The 21,447-nt window shown below is 39.1% G+C and carries 16 protein-coding genes; 7 read left to right on the plus strand and 9 right to left on the minus strand.

The genetic code is table 11. The features are described 5' to 3' along the window. Positions 1-139 precede the first annotated feature (139 nt). From R2S08_RS07235 to R2S08_RS07255, 5 genes are read right to left on the minus strand one after another with little or no spacing between them, the layout of a single operon-like run. Positions 140-586 (minus strand): hypothetical protein, encoded by a 447-nt coding sequence (locus R2S08_RS07235; RefSeq protein WP_316834529.1) that lies wholly within the window; start codon positions 584-586, stop codon positions 140-142. Next, positions 583-4,116 carry a DUF6443 domain-containing protein gene (locus R2S08_RS07240; protein ID WP_316834530.1) on the minus strand — a complete coding sequence of 1,178 codons (3,534 nt, stop codon included), beginning with the start codon at positions 4,114-4,116 and terminating at the stop codon, positions 583-585. Before R2S08_RS07240 ends, R2S08_RS07235 begins: the two co-directional genes overlap by 4 nt. Before the next feature lie 12 nt (positions 4,117-4,128). Next, positions 4,129-7,536, minus strand: coding sequence for a hypothetical protein (locus R2S08_RS07245; RefSeq protein WP_316834531.1), 3,408 nt, complete (start codon positions 7,534-7,536; stop codon positions 4,129-4,131). 40 nt (positions 7,537-7,576) lie between these two features. After that, entirely contained in the window at positions 7,577-8,641 is a 1,065-nt protein-coding gene (locus R2S08_RS07250; RefSeq protein WP_316834532.1) for a hypothetical protein, read from the minus strand. 8 nt (positions 8,642-8,649) lie between these two features. Next, positions 8,650-9,543, minus strand: coding sequence for a hypothetical protein (locus R2S08_RS07255; protein WP_316834533.1), 894 nt, complete (start codon positions 9,541-9,543; stop codon positions 8,650-8,652). 187 nt (positions 9,544-9,730) lie between these two features. Between R2S08_RS07255 and R2S08_RS07260 the strand changes: the two genes are divergently transcribed. The 4 genes from R2S08_RS07260 to R2S08_RS07275 all read left to right on the plus strand — a co-directional run bounded on the left by R2S08_RS07260 (position 9,731) and on the right by R2S08_RS07275 (position 13,717). Further along, positions 9,731-10,879 carry an aminotransferase class V-fold PLP-dependent enzyme gene (locus R2S08_RS07260; RefSeq protein ID WP_316834534.1) on the plus strand — a complete coding sequence of 383 codons (1,149 nt, stop codon included), beginning with the start codon at positions 9,731-9,733 and terminating at the stop codon, positions 10,877-10,879. 379 nt (positions 10,880-11,258) lie between these two features. Then, entirely contained in the window at positions 11,259-11,840 is a 582-nt protein-coding gene (locus tag R2S08_RS07265) for a hypothetical protein (protein ID WP_316834535.1), read from the plus strand. A 109-nt stretch (positions 11,841-11,949) separates the two neighbouring features. After that, the gene (locus R2S08_RS07270) at positions 11,950-12,714 is read left to right on the plus strand and encodes an SDR family NAD(P)-dependent oxidoreductase (protein WP_316834536.1); all 765 of its coding nucleotides are present in this window, start codon (positions 11,950-11,952) and stop codon (positions 12,712-12,714) included. A 91-nt stretch (positions 12,715-12,805) separates the two neighbouring features. After that, entirely contained in the window at positions 12,806-13,717 is a 912-nt protein-coding gene (locus R2S08_RS07275) for a helix-turn-helix transcriptional regulator (RefSeq protein ID WP_316834537.1), read from the plus strand. Here R2S08_RS07275 and R2S08_RS07280 read toward each other — a convergent pair. Continuing rightward, positions 13,712-14,809, minus strand: a complete 1,098-nt coding sequence (locus R2S08_RS07280) for a Fic family protein (protein WP_316834538.1) — start codon at positions 14,807-14,809, stop codon at positions 13,712-13,714. The two genes, R2S08_RS07275 and R2S08_RS07280, sit on opposite strands and share 6 nt — an antisense overlap. Before the next feature lie 162 nt (positions 14,810-14,971). On the opposite strand from R2S08_RS07280, the gene blaOXA reads away from it, so the two are divergent. Then, positions 14,972-15,802, plus strand: a complete 831-nt coding sequence (gene blaOXA / locus R2S08_RS07285; protein WP_316834539.1) for a class D beta-lactamase — start codon at positions 14,972-14,974, stop codon at positions 15,800-15,802. Between the two features lie 77 nt (positions 15,803-15,879). Here blaOXA and ppsA read toward each other — a convergent pair whose 3' ends face one another. Beyond that, positions 15,880-18,324 (minus strand): phosphoenolpyruvate synthase, encoded by a 2,445-nt coding sequence (gene ppsA, locus R2S08_RS07290; RefSeq protein WP_316834540.1) that lies wholly within the window; start codon positions 18,322-18,324, stop codon positions 15,880-15,882. A gap of 330 nt (positions 18,325-18,654) precedes the next feature. Here ppsA and R2S08_RS07295 point away from each other — a divergent pair, with 330 nt between their 5' ends. After that, positions 18,655-19,539, plus strand: a complete 885-nt coding sequence (locus R2S08_RS07295; protein ID WP_316834541.1) for an AraC family transcriptional regulator — start codon at positions 18,655-18,657, stop codon at positions 19,537-19,539. Positions 19,540-19,545: 6 nt separating this feature from the next. Here the strand turns inward: R2S08_RS07295 and R2S08_RS07300 are convergent, their stop codons facing one another. Then, positions 19,546-20,277 carry a DUF3667 domain-containing protein gene (locus R2S08_RS07300; RefSeq protein ID WP_316834542.1) on the minus strand — a complete coding sequence of 244 codons (732 nt, stop codon included), beginning with the start codon at positions 20,275-20,277 and terminating at the stop codon, positions 19,546-19,548. Continuing rightward, positions 20,277-20,471 (minus strand): hypothetical protein, encoded by a 195-nt coding sequence (locus R2S08_RS07305; protein WP_316834543.1) that lies wholly within the window; start codon positions 20,469-20,471, stop codon positions 20,277-20,279. Before R2S08_RS07305 ends, R2S08_RS07300 begins: the two co-directional genes overlap by 1 nt. Positions 20,472-20,643: 172 nt before the next feature. On the opposite strand from R2S08_RS07305, the gene R2S08_RS07310 reads away from it, so the two are divergent. Beyond that, positions 20,644-21,405 carry a helix-turn-helix transcriptional regulator gene (locus R2S08_RS07310; RefSeq protein ID WP_316834544.1) on the plus strand — a complete coding sequence of 254 codons (762 nt, stop codon included), beginning with the start codon at positions 20,644-20,646 and terminating at the stop codon, positions 21,403-21,405. The last annotated feature ends 42 nt before the right edge of the window (positions 21,406-21,447 follow it).

Here is a 21,447-nt window from a genome sequence, read left to right on the forward strand (position 1 = left end):
AATGTTCGTTTCATTCATAAGAAAACCAAAAAAAGCTTAGAATAATAATTCTAAGCTTTCTCATCAAATTCATTTAACCCTTATACTATCCGAATTAACCTGATCAGTTATTAAGTAATACTTACTAACATCCACAGAATTAGTATTCCAAACTGGTTAAACTTGAAACCACATATTTTGAATTTTTGGGGATTGAAAATGTTTCAGGAACTTTTATAATAATCTCCTGAGGAATATTACTCTTTATCTTTTCATGATCAATAACAATAGTGGCATCAACCTTCTTCTTAGCAAAATACGGAACCTTGCCACATACGTCAAAGACATATAATGTATCATTATTCTCGTAACTTTTGCAAATATAAAGGTTTGAATTAAGCTCATTTGCTGTACAAGGATCTTCATTAGCGTATGTCTTAATTATACTTATGTCAGTGGTGATTCCTGTTCCTAAAATTGCTTTCTTAAAGTTCGAAAGATGAATCCTTTGTTTACTAAGTCTTACACTATCATGATTTGAACAACCAGAAATCATTAATCCTAATATTAGAAGACTATTACAAACTATTTTATTCAATATTTTCATTCGTATATTGGGCTTTTGTTGCTATCATTTAATTTTCCACTTCTATAAAGGCGATAAATACGGTACATCTGATCTCTTGTTGGTCCCGTTGGATTAAGGATTGTTCCCTGGTTCATAAAATTATTTGTATTCTCCAACCGACTTGTAGATCCTGGGAAAACGTCTAAAATTTTATCCATAGCCGGATGTCTAAGTCCGCCAGTGTGGCCAATTTCATGTGGAATAACCTTATCTCTTTTTCCAGCAATTATATCATCGACAAATCTCTCATTTATTGATATATTTTTTCCACTACTAGCATACCCTACGACCGACGAAGGTGCTTTTTCTGATTTAAAATCATCATCAGTTCTATCTTTAATTTCAAAAAGAGTTTCTTTATAGCCTATTGACTGTGCTTCGGCGTAAACATTTATTTTAGCCTCTGCCTCAACGGTATAACCCGGCCCACCATTTTCATCTCTTTTCACATTTATATTAAATATTTTTTCAAATTGTTTTTTAATTGCTACAGCTAGCTCTCCAGCACGACCATTTTTCTTCGATGTATTATCCACTACGGCACCAGTAAACAAGATTTTATAATGCCCAACGCCATCTTTATCAACATTAAATGTTATTGTCCAATCCTTTCCTGTTGGATCAGTTAATAATAGTGGATTATTTGCTACATAACTATAAGGGGATAATAATGAGAATTTCTCAGACATAGGATCTAACATATTGAAGCGAGCTGTTAAAGGCTCATAGAACCTTGCTCCATAATCCAATTGGTCTAAACTCAGTTCCGTCTGTTTCTCTTTACCATTGTACCTGTATAAGTTATTTGGGCTTGTTCCTTTAGCATTGCCTGGATTCATCTCCAATCCAAAGGCATAATAGTCCTGTACCTGTGAAATCTCACCATTCTGTTTCACCATCGCTCTGATATTACCCAAATGATCTTTTATCATGTATTCATAGGTATAGCTGGAACCTGGGATTGCCCTGCCTTCTTCGGTCTGAATGAATTCTATAGAATTATTGCTGTATTCTATTCCACTTATGTAATCGCGAATACTGCTTCCATAAACCTTTCTCAGCTTCTGGCCTGTGGCATCATAAGTGTAGTTCAGGGTTTCTCCTGTACTGGTCTTGGTGATGGTTTTAGGCAGGTTCAACATATTGTAAGCGATTGTAATTCCTTTACGGCTGTCTGATTTCTGGTTTCCATTCTCATCATATTGGTAGTTGCTGCTTTGGGCAGCGGTACCCGCATCTGTTATTCCCATCAACTGGTTCCCTTTTACAGTTCCGTTGGTATAATTATAGGTAAAATTATTGAAATATGCAGTAGAGCCATTGGTTCTTTTTAAGGTATTCATGTTACCCATCACATCGTAGCTGAGCTCTTCATTGAACCTATCTACTGCTCCAGATGTCGCATAACCAGCTTTGGTTAACCTGTTTAGATTGTCATAATCATACAAGTAATTTTGTTTGTTTTCTGATAATCCGAGGCCTGCAGGCACTTTTGTTTTCCAGTTCATTCCGCTGATGTTTCCATTGAAAGCGTTGGTGCGGTCGGCATAGGTCAGCTCCATTCCGAATACGGTTTTAGCATCCACGGTATTGGGATCATTGACCTTGGTCATCCAGCCTCTTGAATTATAAGCATAGGTATTGCTTTGAGTGAAATTGCTGCCATCTGTGCTGTGCACGGATTTTTTTAACAATTGCCCAACTTCATTATAATCCAATTTATTCAACACAACCTCTGCTGCTCCATTGATGGCTTCAAAGGAAGCCAGTTTCCTACCCATATGATCGTATTCATAGCGGTTGGCAACAGTAGTGACTGCAGTCCCCGCATGATGAACGCGGTTACTGGCCGTGAGTTCTCCTGCAAAATTGTAGGTGTTTTCTATTTCATCATAATTGTTCACATTAACGGCTCCGCCAAGGTAATGCTGTTTATAGATCTTTACTATTCTAGCCTCTTCATCATAGTAGTTCACCGTCCACAGGAAATCGTTTGTGGTGTTCAGTACTTTTACTTTGCTGGCCGTAAGTAACGTTTTCAGCTTTTTACTGTAACTGTCACTTTGGTTATTTGGAAGTCCCGGAATACTGTAGTCGTCATAGTAATTGATGAGCTGGGATTCTGTTCCATTTTGTGGAAAAGCCACATTCGTATAATCTGCTGCTGACCTGCTTTCCCAGAGTATGGTTTGCCCGTCCACCAGGCCTTGCAATGCAGCCCGGGAAAGTGTGGTGGTATTGGTATAGATTCCTGAACTTACGACCCGACCAAAGGCATCGTATTTACTGTATACCCATTGTTTGTTTTTACTGAGCAGACTATCCTGGCTGAGCACCACCTGATCCAGTTTGTTGTAGACCATCCGCTCCCATTCTTTGCCCGGGATCTTTTTTTCTATAAGCCGCTTTCTGCCGTCATAATGATATCCATAGATAAAGCTTTTAAATGCAGCATCACTCTCCGTAAAACTACTGATCGGGCTTTGCCCATTCTCATTGACGGCCGGAGGCAGTACATAACGAAGATTGCCCAGGTCATCATACACATAATAAGTAGACAGGGATTTGGTATCGGTTTCCCAAATCCGTTTGAGCACCAGATGGTTCTCAAAATCTTTGTATTCATCAATGGTACCGCCTTTAAGATTACCCTCCACCCAATTCTCATCCTTTGTCGTTGTTTTGTATAACTTCCCCGCAGCATAGGTGCCTGATGTGGCCCCGTTTGCAGTCACCGTCCACAGTTTAACTTCTGCAGCATTGATACCATAGCCCATCACCACAGTCCTGCCGGCTAAGTTGGTCCGGCTGGCGGCAGGCTGCCAGACATCTCCAGGAGCGCCTTGCTCCAGTACCCGGTTTAAAGGACTGGCTTCAAAAACCGTTTGGCTATAAGGGCTTGGGATGGTCGTATAGTTTTGCCCGGTCTGAGCGTAAAATGTCTTTTGAGCACTGGTGCTATAACCGCTGGCTCCGCTTAAAGCATCAGGTCTGTAGCTTCCGGCGGTACCGCTGGTACTGTAAGGAAGATATTTGGTGGCCTCTCTGCCAAAAGCATCATAAGCTATAGGCTGAACCAAGTCTTTAAAGCTCGGACTGCCCTGAGTAGTCACCGTTTGAAGCGGACGTCCAAGTCCGTCAAAATACTGAATGCTTTGGTTCACCTCACAAACGTTCCGCTGGGCATCTATATTTACATCTGAGACATTCGGAACTTTAAAAACCCGGGTACTGATGTAATTCTGGTTTGCGCTGGGTACACCGGCAAAAGTCGCACAGTTCTTAAAACTGATCCCAGTGATGTAAATTCTCACGTTTTTACCGGATGGAATATAAAAACCAGGTTGTAAAGTGACGCTCGCTTTACCGGTGATTTCTGTTTCGTTGTTATAAATATTTACAATGTTGTCCTGCACTTGCGCTTGAGTATTCGAGGCCAGAAAAAGCGAGGCAACTACTGCAAAGGAATATTTGATCCGCTTTGCCATGTTCGTTGATCTTGTTTTCATATGGAGAGCTGGTTAGGGTTTATAATGGTAGATGTTGTTCTTGATGATATTTCCGTTTTGGTCTTTTACGTTCTTCAACCGCTGGAATTCATCGTATTCATAATAAGTGGTCTGGCCTTTGGCATCGGTCTGACTGGTTGTACCTACCATTGGTGCATAGGTATAGGTAGACATGGAAGCCTCTGAAGGGTATAATCGTACTTCATCAATAATACCTGTACCAGCTAGTTGTACTGTAGCCGCTCCCATAATTTGGTGTTCATACAAGGTCCAGCCACCAAATAATGGGACACTTGTTGCAGTTCCTACTGTTCCTGCCACGGTAAAAGGCGCCGTGTTTTTTGTCCTGTAACTTAGAATATAGGTCTTTCCGCTGGCTAGACCGGATTTACTAAGAGCCCCGCTACTCAACTGATACACTAGGTTTCCTGTAGCTGCTGTACCTGAGACAATCGCTGTACCTGAAAAAGTCCAATTACCTTTTCCTTCAGCCTCAAAACTTGTATAAGCAATGTCGTTTTGAGCAGCGTTAATTGCCTGTGCTATTGGCATTGAAGAATCATAGTCCCAAATCAAAGAGACTTTTATCCCATCTACTGCCTGGTATTCGAGGATATTTGATTTAGCATCATACAGATTTACTTTTAATTTGCTCTTATATAAAGGATCTGCCGAAAATACTGCTGCTGTTCCTGCCGGAGAGAGTATACCGGAGGAAGCCCTGTTGGATAATTTAAAAGTGGAAAGTGCAAGAGGTGCTGCTGTTTCTATAGCCTGGTCTTCATCTTTGAGCCCCTTGCCTCCTGTTTTATATTTGGTGATACTGCCGCTTATGATTTTTATATCGCCTGTTGCATTGGCGGTATATTTTACTTTTTCAATTGGATAGTTCACGATATGGGCAGTGTTCATATCATCTATGAAAGCTGTTCCTGATGCATAGTCCAGTGGGTAGTTTATAAGTTCTGTTTCCTTTAACCCATTACTTTTTGTGGTTTCTACCCTGGTTAGTTGTGCGTGAACAGGGTTTTCATATTTAAATGCTTTTGATATCATTACCGGATTTTGTCCATTCATATCGTATTTAACAGTTTTAGTCGAGTCCTGATAATACCAAAGAGTCTCATATTCAAAAGGATATTCGTTAAAGGTATCTGGAACAAAACTCCAGCCCCTTTTAAAATAGGTGAATTTAGAGCCTTGAATTTTTTTTCCATTGGCAGAGACATCTACCATATAATGATTAGAGATCTCACCGACTGGAACTTTTAGCCCCCCTGCCGTTTTATAATCAACCTTCTTTAATAACAAACCCCTTATAAAATCATATGTGGTAGATGGAGGGGTTATAAGTTGCGTTCCCAACTGATCAGGAAAATCATAAAAAGTAGTAAATTTGGATAAACTACCAGATCCATTACTCTCTTCAATCACCACTTCCCTATAACCAACATACCCCCCTTGCGCACTTCCCAGATAATGTGGTATTGATGTTCGTACATAATAAGCACAACCTAAACCGTCAACATAATCGATGAATCTGGATTCATAAACTGGTTCTCCTGCTATGACCCCACTGGAACGTGCAGGCTCATCACTCATGTTATACTTAAAAGTTCTGATCAGATCAGGTCCGCCACCTGAACCATCATGATCTGTAATTTTTGCGATCCTCAAACCACCTACTGGTTTATTAATAATGGGAATACTAGTCCTCCCCTCGAAAGATAAGAATCCCCCTGTCCTTGTGGTCGGATTTTCTGAATAAGCAACCAGTTTATATGAACCTTCGGGAAGCGATAAACCCAGAGAGCCAGAACCTACGGAAAGTAATTTTACAATACTATTGTCAGCATTATTATATAAAGCTACGTACTCATTAACACTGGGCCACTCGCCTACCTCTTCTGTGATATTGATCTGAAATTGTAATTGAACATCTTGCGCATAATCCAGGACAAAGTCTTGTTCGTCCATTTGGGTTGAAGGAGTAGCGGTTACCCCTACATTTTGGGTAGTATGTTCCCAATCCTGAACTTTTGTAATATTTATAAATCCATAATTGTTGAGTTCATATTCAAACTGCCTGTATCCACCTGTTTTATAGGTGATCTTATTTAAAACACCTGAAGTGGTTTTTGAAAAATCAGGAGACCGGTCAGCTCCCGGATAAAATATGACGGAGTTGTAATTATAGATTTTACCCGGAGGGATTAGCGTTCCCGCACTATTATTATTATAAAACCCCCAATGATCTTGAGCCTTAGAAGTTATGCAAGGCACTGTTTCTGGATTTATATAATCAAAAATATAAAAAGGGCTATAGGTGCTCGTTAATAAATTATATTCCTTAATCTGATTTAACTTCAATTTATTACAGCCAAATGCACCATAGTCAAAAAGATACTTTTTGACCAATTTGTTATCATACTTAAATTCCAATCCTTCCAGTCTCATCTCACCACTAAAATTTGGAAGATCTATTCTTTGTGTATTGGCAATGAAATTCACTATATTTTTACCTATGGAAATTTCTCGTAACCTGCACGTAGTAATTTTATAAGATCTTAAGCAACTGCCTTGGCTCATTCTGTTAGCACAGGCTATTGAAATGTAGTTCGTTTCTACCGGATTTATATTTTGAATCGTTATTCCAGCATCATATTCAAAACCGGCTGTTTCCCCCGAAGGCATCAAAATACCACTCAAATACCAGCTTGAGACAAATGCTGGAGGCGGATAGGTCTCGCAAGCATCCAAAGTCTCTGTATATTCTTTTGCTTCAAATGAGTATTTTATACCAGATTCATCTGTAATTGTAAATCCTTCTGTTGTTTTGACAATCTTAAGATTCTGGTAGGGAGAAATGGCTGGATTCCCGTCAGCGTCAAAAATGATCTTGCCCGATTTGCCCTGAAAGTTAAACAAGTATTGATCCGGTTCGGTATCATATAACCCATCGGCACACCATTTCATGTAAGCCCTGTCTGTATTACTATCATAAACATGATTTTTATGATCGCTCATTTTTTGTTTCATGTAATTATAGCCTACGAGGTTTCCATCACTTACCTCATCAGGCAGTCCTTTAACAACTCTGGTAATTACTCCGGTGCCGGATAATGTCCATCCTAGCCCTACCCATGAGGCAACTTCCTCTACTCTCGCTCCTCCTGCATGATAGTTTAAAGAAATGGGTATGGATAACTCCTTTCCACCAATTGAGCCCAGCGGAAGCGAAATTTGAGGTATACCCGATGCCTGACTTACTGGAAAGTCCACATATTTAGCCAATGCAGCAGGGTTCGGCGAGGGTGGTATTACTTTAATTTTAATAGAACCATCTGAGGAAGATTGGCCCCGCACATTAATCATGAGCAAGCAAAGAGCCAGAATAATAATTAATTTTTCTTTTAACATATGGGTATGGTTTGTTTGATATACGTTCAACTGTAGCCTTCTATTTATTTTTCTTTTCGATCTGGGTTACTCTTTTACTTAATTGGTTATTTTGTTTTTTAAGTTCTATCAGATATAAAGTCAGCTCTTCGATTTTCTTAAGCAGTTTTGCATTCATGTCTCCGACTTCAATTCCTTCAGCTTTTACTTCAGCTTCAGAGGGAATTCCGGGTAAATGACCTTTTTCTTTGATATGCTTTTCTGTTTGCTCCAGCGTTGGAAGTTCATAGTCTTTTTTAAAGACATAGTCGGCCCAGTTTGCGGTTTCTACCCTCACCTCTTTGGTTCGAATCTTGCCGTTTACGGCCAGATCATAGTCTCCCGGTGAAGTTGTTTTTATGCCCACTTTGCCAGCGAAATATTGTTGATCTGACGCTCCGGATTGAATGCCCAATAATTCCATAATAGAGGGTTCATTTCCATTCACAACTTCTACACGTGGCGCATACATATATTGAAGATCAAGCACATTTGTATTATAGTATTGAAAAGCACGGTGATTTGTTGTAGTTGCCCCGGCAGCAAATTTGAAGTCTTTCATATCGACAACTTTTTGTCCAGTCACACCATCATAGATTGCACTATAGTTGTCATTAGAAGGGTCTCCACTTCCATGGATATACCCTACCAGTAAATACCACTTATTTATTTCCGGTAGCTTTCCATACCAGAAATATGGATTTGAATCAGGAACCCCGGCTAGACTCTGAACATTGGTACAACCAAAATAGATTAAACCATCTTTAGAGTTTGTTTTCTTTATCCAAACGGTATATCTGTACATATATAATGGATTAATTGGGAATTGGCTTGTTGCCCAGCCACCATCTGCATCATAAGCGCCGTCAGCCTGTGCCTTCCAGAGAATTGATCTTTTTCCATATGGGCCGTCGCCCCATTCACGAGTACTTTCAGAATCCTGTCCTACTTTAGTAAAGATTCCTGTTGTACCTTGCCCGGGTACCCAATTTTGCAAATCCAGCAGGTTTTGTGCAGAGCTCTGTTTAGAAAAAAATAAACTGGCCAATAATAGACCTGTTACTGGTAATAATAATTTCCTTCTCATACTATTGGTTAATTTGATTTTGCTTTTAGTTCTTTTACCTCTTTTTTGAGTTCAATGAGGTATAATGTCAGTTCCTCGATCTTCTTGAGTAGTTTGGCATTCATGTCTCCGACTTCGATACCTTCAGCTTTCACTTCTGCAGCAGAAGGAATTCCGGGTAAATGACCTTTCTCTTGAATGTGCTTTTCTGTTTGTTCCAGGGTTGGAAGTTGGTAGTCTTTTTCAAAGACATAGTCTGGCCAATTGGCAGCTTCTATTTTGAGTTCCTTAGCTCTGATATTGCCATTTACTGAAAGTCGTTCCCTCGGTGTATCAGTGCCAATACCAACATAACCATTGCGGTTGACCGCAAAAATGTTGCTATTGGGAATATTGCCTACAGAAAATAGCTTATCGACATCAAACTCTACTACATTATATCCAGATGGTACTTCACCCGGCGTCCAATTGATTAATTGCCAGTCTGAAACAGAGAGTGGATTAAAAATATAGGCATTAAATGCTTGGTTATTATTGATATTTGGTTTTACATAGACTTCCAGATACGAATCTGAATATGCAGAACTAGTAATGAGCCTGAGCTTTAAAAAAGCAGGTAAAGAATAATAACTATGGCTAGTTACCGTAAGTGAAGATCCAATTGCATAGTTGTAGCTAGATCCTACTTCAAATCTCAGGGTAGAATGTTGCGAATTGTCTCTGAGTTCAAATGTGGCATTTGCTCTGGAACTCGTTCCGGTAGACATTGCAATTCTATACCATCCCGGCGGACGTTGGGCCACATCCCATCCCGGAATTGTAGTTACATTAATTAATTGTTTGCCATTAAAAGTAGGTGTGTTTTGGGCATAAGTCGCAATTCCTGTAAAAAAGAAGAGCAGGTAAAATAAGGTCTTTTTCATAACGCCATTTGATTTAGCGCTAAGTAAAATAAACTCAGTGCGACCACACTGCACTTAAGAAAATGTTGATAACTTTTTTAAATTGGCTCTGAGTACTTTAAATTGACCTCTATTTACTGCTTTAGTATCATGATAATGATGTCTGTAATAAAGTGGTAACTTCGGTAATTCATTATATTAGGCCTACATGATCCCAAGAGGAAAACTGGATATATCTTTTTTTGCATTACTTAGAGGAATGGGTTATTGTTTCTCGGAAATCCTCGGTATTAAAGATTCCAAAAACACTAAAACGGAGGATCATCAACTATACACTCTTTCTGTTAGAACAGGCTTAGACCTCATTTTAACATCTCTGGATTTTGAGCCTGGCGCAGAAATACTGGTCACCAATGTCAACATTCCAGACATGTTTAGCATTTTAACCGCCCATCAATTGGTTTCCATTCCTTTAGCTGTTAACAAACATTCCCTTGAAATTTCTACAGAGCAAATGGCGGCTTCGATAAGGCCTTCAACTAAAGCGATTCTGATTACTCATTTGTTTGGGGCTACAATGAATACCGAAGCCATCGTCAAACTGGCTAAGGAGCATGGCTTAATAGTATTGGAAGATTGTGCCCAGGCTTTTAATGGTTTGTATGCTGGTCATCCCTTGTCGGATGTAGTGATGTATAGTTTTGGCCTGATTAAAACCAATACGAGTTTAACTGGTACAATGCTCCGGTTTAATAATCCCAGCTTATATCACAATGTTGTTTTGCTCAATGATCAACTTCCTATACAAAGCCCCAAATTGTATTTGAAGAAGTTATTTAAAGCGCTGGCCATTAAAGTGATTACGTTAAGATGGATATTTAGTATGCTTTATGTATTTGCCAGAGCATCCAATAGAGATTTCGACGATGTACTGGCTGGCTTTACAAAGGGTTTTCCCGGGGCTGATGTTATGAAGAAAATCAGATACAGACCTTGCCAAGCGAATTTAAAACTAATGGCAAGACGCATTGATCATTTCCCTGTAGACAGCACACAAAAAAGAAGAGAACTTGCTTTGTCCATATTGAGCAATGTACCTGATGAAATGAAGATAGGTCGGCTTAATCTTCATCATACCTATTGGGTGATTGCGATAGAATCACAAAATCGGGAACAGCTCATTAAAGATTTAAGAGCGCAAGGCTGTGATGCAACTGCAAAGGCATCAAGTTTGGTCAAAATGGAGTCTGCAGCTGCTTTTGATAAAGACGAACTTGATTTGGATAAACTTGTTTATTTGCCTATTGATAAAGCAACAAGGAAAAAACTTCATTCCATACACATGTTCAGTTTTTAGTCAAAAACTGGACATATCACCATTATGTGTTCAGTTTTTGATCTAATAACTGTGACATGTTCGGATTTAAAAGTCATCTATGAAAGAATCTTTCACCTTAAAAAGAGGCTAATTTTAAGGTGAATGGTATTTTTCACCTTAAAATCAATTGACATTTTGATCTTTCACCTTAAAAATAGGCCAACTTTAAGGTGAACGGCATTTTTCACCTTAAATTAAGACAACGGGTAGCAGGCGTCAAACGGCGGAGTGGTCGTGTCGAGAATTGAACTCTAACACTTTCGTATATTTATGAGCCAAGCGTCAGTTTCAAAACTGGCAATAAAAAATTATGAAGAACATTTGTCTATACTTTGTATTCATTTTGATTTCAGTCCAAATGGATTTATTCGCTCAAAAAATCAAACATAAAGACAATTATACTTATCAAGTAAGGGAAGAAAACGGCGATTTAAACAATGATGGCAAAATGGACAAAATACTGGTTAAAATGGATATAATAGACGAAACAAGGCCATTAATACTGCAAATTTTTCTATCTCAGCCAAATGGAAAATTAGCTTTAGCTGTATCTTCAACCAAAATAATTGAACCACAATATCCTCTTGAGAACCAAGGGAAACATAATGAATACCAAATTCCAGATTTTTTCATTGAAAAAGGGATTTTAACCATGTGGAGTGAAATTAAAGGAGGAAATATTACTTACGATTTTAAATACCACAATGGCAATTTTGAATTAATTAAGGTAAAAAAGTTAACTAATAACGCAACCAAAGGATACATTGACGAAAACACAATATTTACAGAAACTAGGTTTAACTTAATTACAGGGCTCAGAACCGAAACTGATGAAAAACTAGGTTCAAAGAAAGTACTAAGTAAAAGAAAAAAAGTAGTTTTAATCAGACCCCTACCGAAAATACAGGATTTCAAATTTTCCGATAAAAAACTATATTAAGTTGACCTCCCCTTTCCATATTTGAATTTCGCAAATAACCGATTGATTTGTCCAAACACCTGCCTCTATTCCTACCCGATATTTGTACCATAAATTCAAAGAAGTCGACATGGAAAACAAAAATCAAATAGCACTGGTAACCGGCGGAAGCCGCGGATTAGGCAAAGACATGGCTCTTAGACTGGCCGAAAAAGGAATTAATGTTATTCTTACCTATAACAATAAAGCGGATGATGCCCAGGAGGTTGTTCATCAAATACAGCAAAGTGGGCTAAAAGCGGTAGCCTTACAATTAAATACAGGTGACATCAAAAGCTTCGGCGCATTCATAGAACAGTTAAAAAGCATTTTGAAGGATACATTTGGTACTGATCATCTGGACTTTCTCATTAACAACGCTGGTACCGGCCATCACGCTCCCATCAGCCAAACTACAGAAGAAGCTTTTGATGAGTTGCTGAACATTCACTTCAAAGGTGTTTACTTCCTGACTCAAAACATTTTACCCATCTTGAATAATGGCGGTGGTATTGTTAATATCTCCTCAGGTCTGGCGCGTTTTGCTATGCCGGGTGCATCGGCCTATGCTTCTATGAAAGGGGCTATCGAAGTGTTTACCCGTTACCTGGCGAAAGAATTGGGTGGCCAAAAGATCCGCGCCAATGTTGTTGCTCCGGGTGCTATCGCGACTGATTTTAACGGCGGGCTTGTTCGTGACAATCAGCAGTTGAACGAGTCGATAAGCAGTATGACGGCTATGGGTCGTCCGGGTGTGGCGGAGGATATTGGTGGTGTAGTGGCCTTTTTATGTACTGAGGATGCCAGATGGATAACCGGTCAAAGAATCGAAGTATCAGGCGGCATGCATGTATAGTTAAGCTTTAAATTTTGTAACTTGGGTTTGATTTCGCTGATTGATTTGTGCAATATGAATGCAATCGGTGAAATCACTAATTAAAATAGACATGATCGGCAAGACATCATTAAATGAGTTTTATCAGGAAAGCGCTGCGCCGCTACCTAGTGATATTGCCAAAGAAATAGGCCATTTTAATGTGTTTGTTACCGAGTCGCTGTTTGATAAGAAGACCGGTGCCCGGCAAATGCCTTACAGCCGCAGGGCCTATTATAAAATAAGCTGGATAAGAGGGAAAAGCAGGGCAGAGTACGCGGATAAAACTATTGATATCCCAGAAAGTGCCCTCCTTTTTGCTACGCCTAAGATCCCATATAACTGGATCCCCGAAGAAGGCAACCAGACCGGCATGTTCTGTATTTTTACTGCTGATTTCCTGGCACAGGGAAAAACAGGTGCCGACCTGGATGACTTACCTATATTTCAACCCGGACAGGTACCGGTATTTCAGTTGGATCCGGATGAAGTTAAGGAGATCGAATATATCTTTAAAAAGATGCACAAAGAGATCGCTTCCGATTATCGTTTTAAATATGATTTGTTGCGCAACCTGGTACTGGAGCTGATCCATTACGGCCAGAAACTGCAACCTGTATCTGTTGTAGAAGGTGCACATAACGCTTCTGACAGGATCTCGTCCTTATTTATCGAGTTATTGGAAAGACAGTTCCCCATTGAATCACAGCATCAGCGCTTAAATCTTCGCACGGCAAAAGATTATGCAAACCGGTTGGCTGTACATGTAAACCATCTCAACAAGGTCCTGAAAGAGATTACCGGCAATACCACTACCCAGGTCATTGCCAACCGCATTGTGCAGGAAGCTAAGATCCTGCTCAAACAAACCAACTGGAACATTGCCGAGATTTCTTACACACTGGGTTTTGATGATATTGCGCATTTTTCTAATTTCTTTAAGAAACAGACATCCGTAGCGCCAGTAGCATTTAGAGTCCTATAGAACCAGTTCATATCTCACCGATCTCCCTGCTCCTTCTGGAGCAAAAACACCCCATTCATGAAGTTCCTGGAGGTCTCTGGTTGCTGTAGCCTTAGATGTTTTGGTAATGCTTATGTATTTTTTAGCCGTCATCCCACCTTCAAAGCCATTAGCACCACTTTCCAGCATACGCTGAATTACTTTTAACTGGCGTTCATTAAGTTGCTGAGTATATTGATCAAAAAACTTCGCTTTTTTGAGTGTAAACTGTATCAGTTCTTTGGCATCTTTTTGAGCTTCCAATATCATTTCAGCAAAATAATTTACCCAATCTGTGATATCTAAAGTCCTTTGTGCAAGCTTCAGTTGATCGTAATACTTATTCTTGCCTTGCTCAATCGTTTTTGACATGGACAGCAATGCTGGGCTTTTCAGGCCTTGAGAAAGTGTAAATTCAGCTAATGCACGGCCAATTCTACCATTGCCATCTTCAAAGGGGTGAATGCTTTCGAAATACAAATGTGCGACGGCCGACTTTAACAAAGCTTTAGAAAGATGATCCTTAACAGGTAATTCCGAATTATGGTACCAATCCATAAAACCCTCCATTTCTGCAGGTATATCTTCTGATGGCGGTGCTTCATAATGCACCACCTCTCTACCATAGGCACCCGAAACAACCTGCATAGGTTCTGTTCCTTTACGCAATTCGCCTGCATTAATTTTTGGATCATATTCCATTAAAATTTTATGCCAGCTGAGGATTTTTTCGAGGTTTAAATATTGATGAATATCCTGGTTGACTTCAAGCATCAGTTTTGCAATACCCGAAACTCTTTTATCTTTAACAATGACGGTAGATTTTATGCCTAAGTTGTTTTTAATAGAAGACATCACATCTTCCCTGCTCATGTATTCGCCCTCGATTTCTGAAGTCTTAATTGCTTCTGAAATTAAAATTTCCAGCACGGTTTCTTGTTTAAGTTCTTCATTTAAACCCAAAACCAAGCCATTTACCAGGCCCAACTCTTGGGCAAATAAAATTGCTATTTCGTGCAATCTCTCTACTTTATAAGTAAACTTGGGCCATTCTTTATGTTGCCAGTTATACATCTTGAGCCAATCAATTATACTAATCGGCTCAAATATAGCAAAATTATGAGCCGATTAGCTAAAATAATCGGCTCATCATTTCACAAACGGCAGTTAAGTCTATGCTATAAAATTGCTTGCTATTCTAATCCTATGTAATTTAGAAAAACTGAAATCCATTCTATGAATACGAAAAGCAGCATGAAATCTATAAAACTCTATTCCTTAGTTACTTTTCTAATTGTAGCTTCACTATACTCCTTTAAGCCTCTACCTCGTAAAATAATCCGGGACGATTTTAAAAAATTCTATGATAAGTATAAAGTACAGGGCTCGTTCATGATGTACGATCAGAAGAACGACCAATATACGATCTACAACGAAGCACAAACTTCTGTACCCTTTACACCAGCATCTACATTTAAAATATGTAATTCATTGGTGTCATTAGAAACCAGAGTTGTTAAAGATGAGCACGTCGTTTTTAAATGGGATGGAAAGGAACGCATGCTTCCGGTGTGGAATAAAGACACAGATATGAAGAACGCATTTAAAAACTCTACGGTATGGTATTACCAGGAGTTGGCGAGACGTGTAGGCGAAGAGCGAATGAAGAATTGGCTGCATAAGGCCAAGTATGGTAATGCCGATATTGAAGGTGGTATTGATGCTTTCTGGCTGTCTGGCAAACTTAGGATTACACCCAATGAGCAAATTGATTTCCTGCGCAGACTACACGACAATAAACTTCCTTTCTCTAAGCGATCAATGGATATAGTAAAGGACATTATGATTGCTAAGGATACCTTAGGTGCTGTACTAAGAGTAAAAACTGGTTCTGGCAAACAAGATCAGCAATATGTGGGTTGGTATGTTGGTTACATTACAACTAAAGATAATGTCTATTATTTTTCAAACTGTATTCAATCTACTGATAAAAATCCCGATTTTGGAAAGGCCAGATTGGATATTGCAAATGATATTATTGAGGAATTAAAGGTCTTGAAGAAGTAGAACCGAATAAGCTTTATTCCGATTATATATTTGTATATCTATATATATATATATATATACAAATATAATCTCTATTTCTAAATAACAACAGACATGGTCAAATTGACCAGCAGTTTGTCTTCCACTTCTTTTATGGCATGAACTGTTTTCATAAAAGAATCTGGTGTAACTGATATGGAATCAATTCCTTCTTCTACCAGAAACTGCGCAAAATCCGGGTAATCGGATGGTCCTTGCCCACAAATCCCTACTTTTACATTCATCTTTTTGGCAGATTTGATCAGATTGGAGATCATCATTTTTACGGCATCATTCCGTTCGTTATACAAACCGGCTACCAGGGAAGAATCTCTGTCGAGCCCGAGTACCAATTGTGTAAGATCGTTTGAACCGATAGAAAACCCGTCAATATGCAAGGCAAACTGTTCGGCCAGAATCACATTGGAAGGAATTTCTGCCATTAAATAAACTTCCAGGCCATTCTCTCCACGTTTTAAACCATATTGGTTCATGACCTCATAAACCTGCAAAAGTTCGTTAACGGTTCTGCAAAATGGAATCATCACCACAACATTATCAAAGCCCATAATTTCGCGGACTTTTTTGATGGCTTTACATTCCATTCCAAAGGCTTCTTTATATGCCTCTGAATAGTACCTGGATGCGCCCCTCCACCCTATCATCGGGTTTTCTTCTCCGGGCTCAAAGTACTTACCTCCCGGCATATTGTAATATTCATTGGTCTTAAAGTCTGAAAAACGGACAATGACTTTGTTTGGATAATAAGCCGCAGCAATTTTTGCTACACCATAAGATAGCTTTTCAATAAAATAGGTCTCTTCGTCTGTATAGCCGGCAATTGTTGATTTAATATGTGCGGTTAGGTCTTCATCGTTCAAACTTTGATGTTTGAGGAGGGCCATGGGATGGATCTTGATGTAATTGTTGATAATGAATTCCTCCCGGGCAAGCCCAACGCCTTTTGCAGGATAACTGGCATATTGAAATGCAATATCGGGTGAGCCGATATTCATCATGACCGGGGTGTTGATTTCTGGCAAATCGGAAAGATCGTGTTCAATCTTTGTAAATGAAATTCTCCCTTGATATACTATTCCTGCCTCTCCTTCTGCGCATGAAACGGTAATTTCGTCGCCTGTTTTCAGCATTTCTGTGGCATGATCACATCCCACTATGGCCGGTACGCCTAATTCTCTGGCGACAATGGCTGCATGGCAGGTTCGTCCGCCTTTATTGGTAATTATGGCTGAGGCTTTTTTCATGATGGGTTCCCAGTCGGGATCTGTCATTTCAGTAACCATAATATCGCCTGGCAAAAAGTTGATTTCGTGGATGAGGTGTTTTTCAAGTCCCTGTAGGTTGTGTACCCGGCCAAAGGCAATTTTATCGCCAACGGCAATGCCTTTTAACAAGATGTTTTGATGTCTGTTGGCCTCTGTGATGCGGTATTCTGTAATGTAATTTATCTCTTTGAGGGAATGAATGGTTTCAGGTCTTGCCTGCACGATATAAAGTTGCCCGGAGGCTCCATCTACTGCCCATTCAATATCCATTGGGCACCATTTTCCTCTGAGCTTGGTGTAGTAGTCTTCTATGATCATTACCCAATTGCTGAGTTGCAGGATTTGGTCATTGGTTAAGCAAAACCTGGAGGAATCTTCTGCGGGTGTTTCTATAACGGTTACGGCTGTTTCTCCGGCTCCGTAGATCATCTTCTCTTGTTTTTTACCTAATTTCTTTTCGATGATGGATGGAAATCCGTTTTTTAGCAGTGGTTTATATACAATAAATTCGTCTGGGTTAATGGCGCCCTGTACAATCAGTTCGCCCAGTCCATAGGAACCGTTGATAATTACGGCATCTTTAAAACCAGTTTCGGTATCAATAGAAAAAGCGACGCCTGAAACGCCTATGTCTGAACGGACCATTTTCTGGATGCATACGGAAAGGCCAACATTAAAATGGCCAAATTGGAAGGACTCTCTGTAGCTGATGGCTCTGTTGGTGAACAATGACGCAAAGCAGTTTTTGATGGCGGTTAACAGGCGTTCTTCTCCTCTGATATTCAAATAAGTATCTTGCTGGCCTGCAAAGGATGCATCGGGAAGGTCTTCTGCGGTAGCTGATGAACGAACGGCAACGCCTATAGAGTAATCGCCATAGGGTCCCATGAGTTTTTGATACGAGGTCAAAATTTCGGCTTCCATTTCTGCAGAAAATTTACCGTTTTGTATCAGTTGCCGGATCTGATCGCCGCTCGAAGACAGCATCTGCAGGTTGTCAATATCTGAATGTTCAATAATGTCTCTTATTTTCTGATCCAGGTTATTGTCATTTATAAATTGAAAATAGGCAGAGCTTGTAAGAATAAACCCATCGGGTATTTTTACACCTAGTGGAGTCAGTTTTTGCAGCATCTCTCCAAGGGACGCATTTTTTCCACCTACTAATTCGATGTCTCCAATTGAGGCTTCAATGAGCCCCATTGTAAATCTGTTCATGTTCATCTATTTATTGTTTTTCCTGTCAGCTGAAACTTTTGATGAGGGTGTATCATAATGCGGTCGTCATCCTGAATTCATTTCAGGATCCCGCACCTGCTATTCAAAAAACTACTTAAATGAGATCCTGAAATGAATTCAGGATGACTATGAGCAGAAGCACGTGGGCAAAAGCATTTTTGATATAACCTCATATTGAGTTCATGGCTTAATTATCTTAAGCAAATGTAGAGGTCAAGCCAGATGTGCCTTTGTTATATATTAAGAGGAAATGATATTATATTAATAACTTTATTGATATTTTTATCGTTTTATATTTATATAGTATAAATGAAGGAATTCTTTGGGCAGGTTTTAAAAGTTGAAAATTCGACGTTCACATTGGCAGATGCCAATATGTACCACGCGTTGAACAGTTTTCACAGCCACCAGGAAATGGAACTTATTTATATTAAATCGGGTGAAGGGACATTTTCTATCGGAGATACTTCCAAAAGGATTTCGGGCGACACCATGATTTTGATAGGCCCGAATGTGCCGCATATGTTCAAATTTGAGACCAACAGGTATTATGATTATGCGATGAAACATGCGAAACCGCCTGTGCCCTTGCAGTTGCTGACTTTACATTTTGATCCAAATAAATTAGGCCATGATTTTTTAACCCTTCCGGAAAACAGGATCCTGAAGAACTTGCTCACGGAAGCAAAGAAGGGGCTTTTGATCGATAAGGGTTTAAAGATGACCGTGGTTGAGTATCTGTTAAAGATTGAAACCTCGCTTTATTATGAGCGCTTGCCTTTATTGCTGCAGTTACTGAATAAGATTGGGGAGAGTGAAGAAATCTTGAATTTATCGGATTATAAAGATACCAACCTGTTTAAAAAGATTGATGAAACCAGGTTAACGATGATTTATCTTTTCACCATGGATAATTTCTACAAGGAAATTAAACTTAAAGAGATTGCGGCTATTGTTCACATGGTGCCTAATGCGTTTTGTTATTATTTTAAATCGCGTACGGGGCGAACTTATTTTGATTTCTTGATTGCGGTTAGAATTGAACATGCCTGCAAGTTATTAAGGGAAAATAACGAGAGCATTACCTCGGTCTGTAATGATGCTGGTTTTAGTAATCTATCAAATTTTAACCGGTATTTTAAATTACAAACTGGAAAATCGCCATTGGAATACCGCCGGACTTTCAGGCATTAAGGTCATTTATGACTTTACAAAAGAATCTATGACAGCGCTTAAAAGTCCTATTGTGATGTAAACTGTGATTATACCTAACATAAAGGCAGCGAGTGCTTTTAAATAGCTGCCTATTTTCTTTTTATCAAAAAATTGTCCAATTGCCCAGGTACAATAAGCCACTTCTATCATTCCGGAAGCTTTGGTTAGGTCTATTTTTGTGATTCCTTGAAGAACGGCAAAAACGGTAATGATCAGCATCCCCATTCCAACAATAAAACATAACAGAATTAACAGTTCAAAAAAATTGTATTCATATTTTTTAAAAAATAGCTTCAGCCAAAAAGCTATAAATAAACCCATTATAATATTGGCATAACCGTAATGACTTTGTACCCAACCGAAAATTACACCTACGGTAGTTGATTTGGCCTCACTGTATTCAATGTATTCCTTTTCGATATGGAAAAAATGGGCGGTTATCGTATAGATTAAAGAAGTGATGATGATAAAGACGACCGGCTTTACGAGTCTGCTCCGGTTATCGGCAATAAACTCTTTGACGCTTTTTTCGGGCCTGATCAGCAATTCTTTTACAGTATATAATATACCTTTCTCGAAATGTAAAATATGCTGAATTTCGTGCAGGACATAATGGCTGTCTACTCTTTTAACTTGTACAGGCTGGCCGCAATTGCAGCAAAAATTGCCATTGACCGCAGTGCTGCAGTTCCTGCAATTGATCATATCTATGGGCATTATTGCTTGTTTTGTTTTATCATTCCTCTTACAATAACAAAAACTGAAAAGAGAAAAGTTAACAAATAGAGGGTTCCCAGGGCTGGTTTTTTAAAACTCAACTGTTCAAAATCTATTTCTTTATATACGGCTACTCCCAAGATAAATGCGATTATCGCAAAAGGTAGCGAGAATGTACTTTTTTTACTTTCCATGCTTTTATTTTTAAAGAAAATTCCATGTTCTTGTTCTTCCTATAGTTAGGTTCAACCTCTATTGAACCTGTATTTTAAACTACAAAAGGACTGTTTCCTACAAAAGTCAACACATTTTCTTTTTCAAAGACTACACTTTAGTGTAGATTTGTTTCTCATCCTATTGCGCCTAATGAAATCTAACGTTAACTCGAGCCTGCTGACCAAGAATCGGATTAAAAAAACATCTGAGGAGGATCACCTTCAGCAACAAAATTATTTGGAGGTGGTAAAGTCTTTTGCCAGGTTAACGTATGAAAGCGTATATGTTATCGATTATGAAAAGATGGGTTTTGAATATGTTTCAGAAAACCCATTGTTTTTATGTGGATACTCTTCTGAGGAAGTGTTAGAGATGGGCTATGAGTTCTATTTTAAAAACGTGCCTGAAAAGGATTTGGAATTGCTGAATCTGATCAATGAAGCTGGATTTGATTTCTTTGCCAAATTGCCTTCCGAGGAGAGAAAACAATATAGCATCACCTACGATTTTCATTTGATTAACCAGGATGGAAAACATATTCTCATTAATCATAAGCTTACTCCTTTGTTTTTGACCAGCGATGAAAAGATATGGAAATCGATGTGCATAGTTTCTATTGCGCACCATAAAAATGCAGGTAATGTTTATATTCACAAACAGGGTACTGACGAAACCTGGGAACTCAATACCGAAAATGGTGTTTGGCGTAAGTCAGAGAAACCGAAGCTAAGCAAAAGGGAGATAGAGATTTTGAGGCTGCATGCGCAGGGTTTAACAATCAACCAGATTGCCGAAAAGGTCTTTGTTTCTTCTGACACGGTGAAGTATTACAGGAGGCGGATTTTTGAGCGTTTGGGTGTGAGTAATATGGTGGAAGCGCTTTCTTATGCGGTGAACAACAAGATGATTTGATTTTTGTCGCGATACCGAGTATCGCGACAGATATCTCTTCCA

This window comes from Pedobacter nutrimenti (genome assembly GCF_032678445.1).
Taxonomy (GTDB): domain Bacteria; phylum Bacteroidota; class Bacteroidia; order Sphingobacteriales; family Sphingobacteriaceae; genus Pedobacter; species Pedobacter nutrimenti_A.

Coding starts and splice junctions, on each gene's coding strand:
- R2S08_RS07235 (WP_316834529.1), bottom strand. CDS start 586: ATGAAAATATTGAATAAAATAGTTTGTAATAGTCTTCTAATATTAGGA.
- R2S08_RS07240 (WP_316834530.1), bottom strand. CDS start 4,116: ATGAAAACAAGATCAACGAACATGGCAAAGCGGATCAAATATTCCTTT.
- R2S08_RS07245 (WP_316834531.1), bottom strand. CDS start 7,536: ATGTTAAAAGAAAAATTAATTATTATTCTGGCTCTTTGCTTGCTCATG.
- R2S08_RS07250 (WP_316834532.1), bottom strand. CDS start 8,641: ATGAGAAGGAAATTATTATTACCAGTAACAGGTCTATTATTGGCCAGT.
- R2S08_RS07255 (WP_316834533.1), bottom strand. CDS start 9,543: ATGAAAAAGACCTTATTTTACCTGCTCTTCTTTTTTACAGGAATTGCG.
- R2S08_RS07260 (WP_316834534.1), top strand. CDS start 9,731: ATGATCCCAAGAGGAAAACTGGATATATCTTTTTTTGCATTACTTAGA.
- R2S08_RS07265 (WP_316834535.1), top strand. CDS start 11,259: ATGGATTTATTCGCTCAAAAAATCAAACATAAAGACAATTATACTTAT.
- R2S08_RS07270 (WP_316834536.1), top strand. CDS start 11,950: ATGGAAAACAAAAATCAAATAGCACTGGTAACCGGCGGAAGCCGCGGA.
- R2S08_RS07275 (WP_316834537.1), top strand. CDS start 12,806: ATGATCGGCAAGACATCATTAAATGAGTTTTATCAGGAAAGCGCTGCG.
- R2S08_RS07280 (WP_316834538.1), bottom strand. CDS start 14,809: ATGTATAACTGGCAACATAAAGAATGGCCCAAGTTTACTTATAAAGTA.
- blaOXA (WP_316834539.1), top strand. CDS start 14,972: ATGAATACGAAAAGCAGCATGAAATCTATAAAACTCTATTCCTTAGTT.
- ppsA (WP_316834540.1), bottom strand. CDS start 18,324: ATGAACAGATTTACAATGGGGCTCATTGAAGCCTCAATTGGAGACATC.
- R2S08_RS07295 (WP_316834541.1), top strand. CDS start 18,655: ATGAAGGAATTCTTTGGGCAGGTTTTAAAAGTTGAAAATTCGACGTTC.
- R2S08_RS07300 (WP_316834542.1), bottom strand. CDS start 20,277: ATGCCCATAGATATGATCAATTGCAGGAACTGCAGCACTGCGGTCAAT.
- R2S08_RS07305 (WP_316834543.1), bottom strand. CDS start 20,471: ATGGAAAGTAAAAAAAGTACATTCTCGCTACCTTTTGCGATAATCGCA.
- R2S08_RS07310 (WP_316834544.1), top strand. CDS start 20,644: ATGAAATCTAACGTTAACTCGAGCCTGCTGACCAAGAATCGGATTAAA.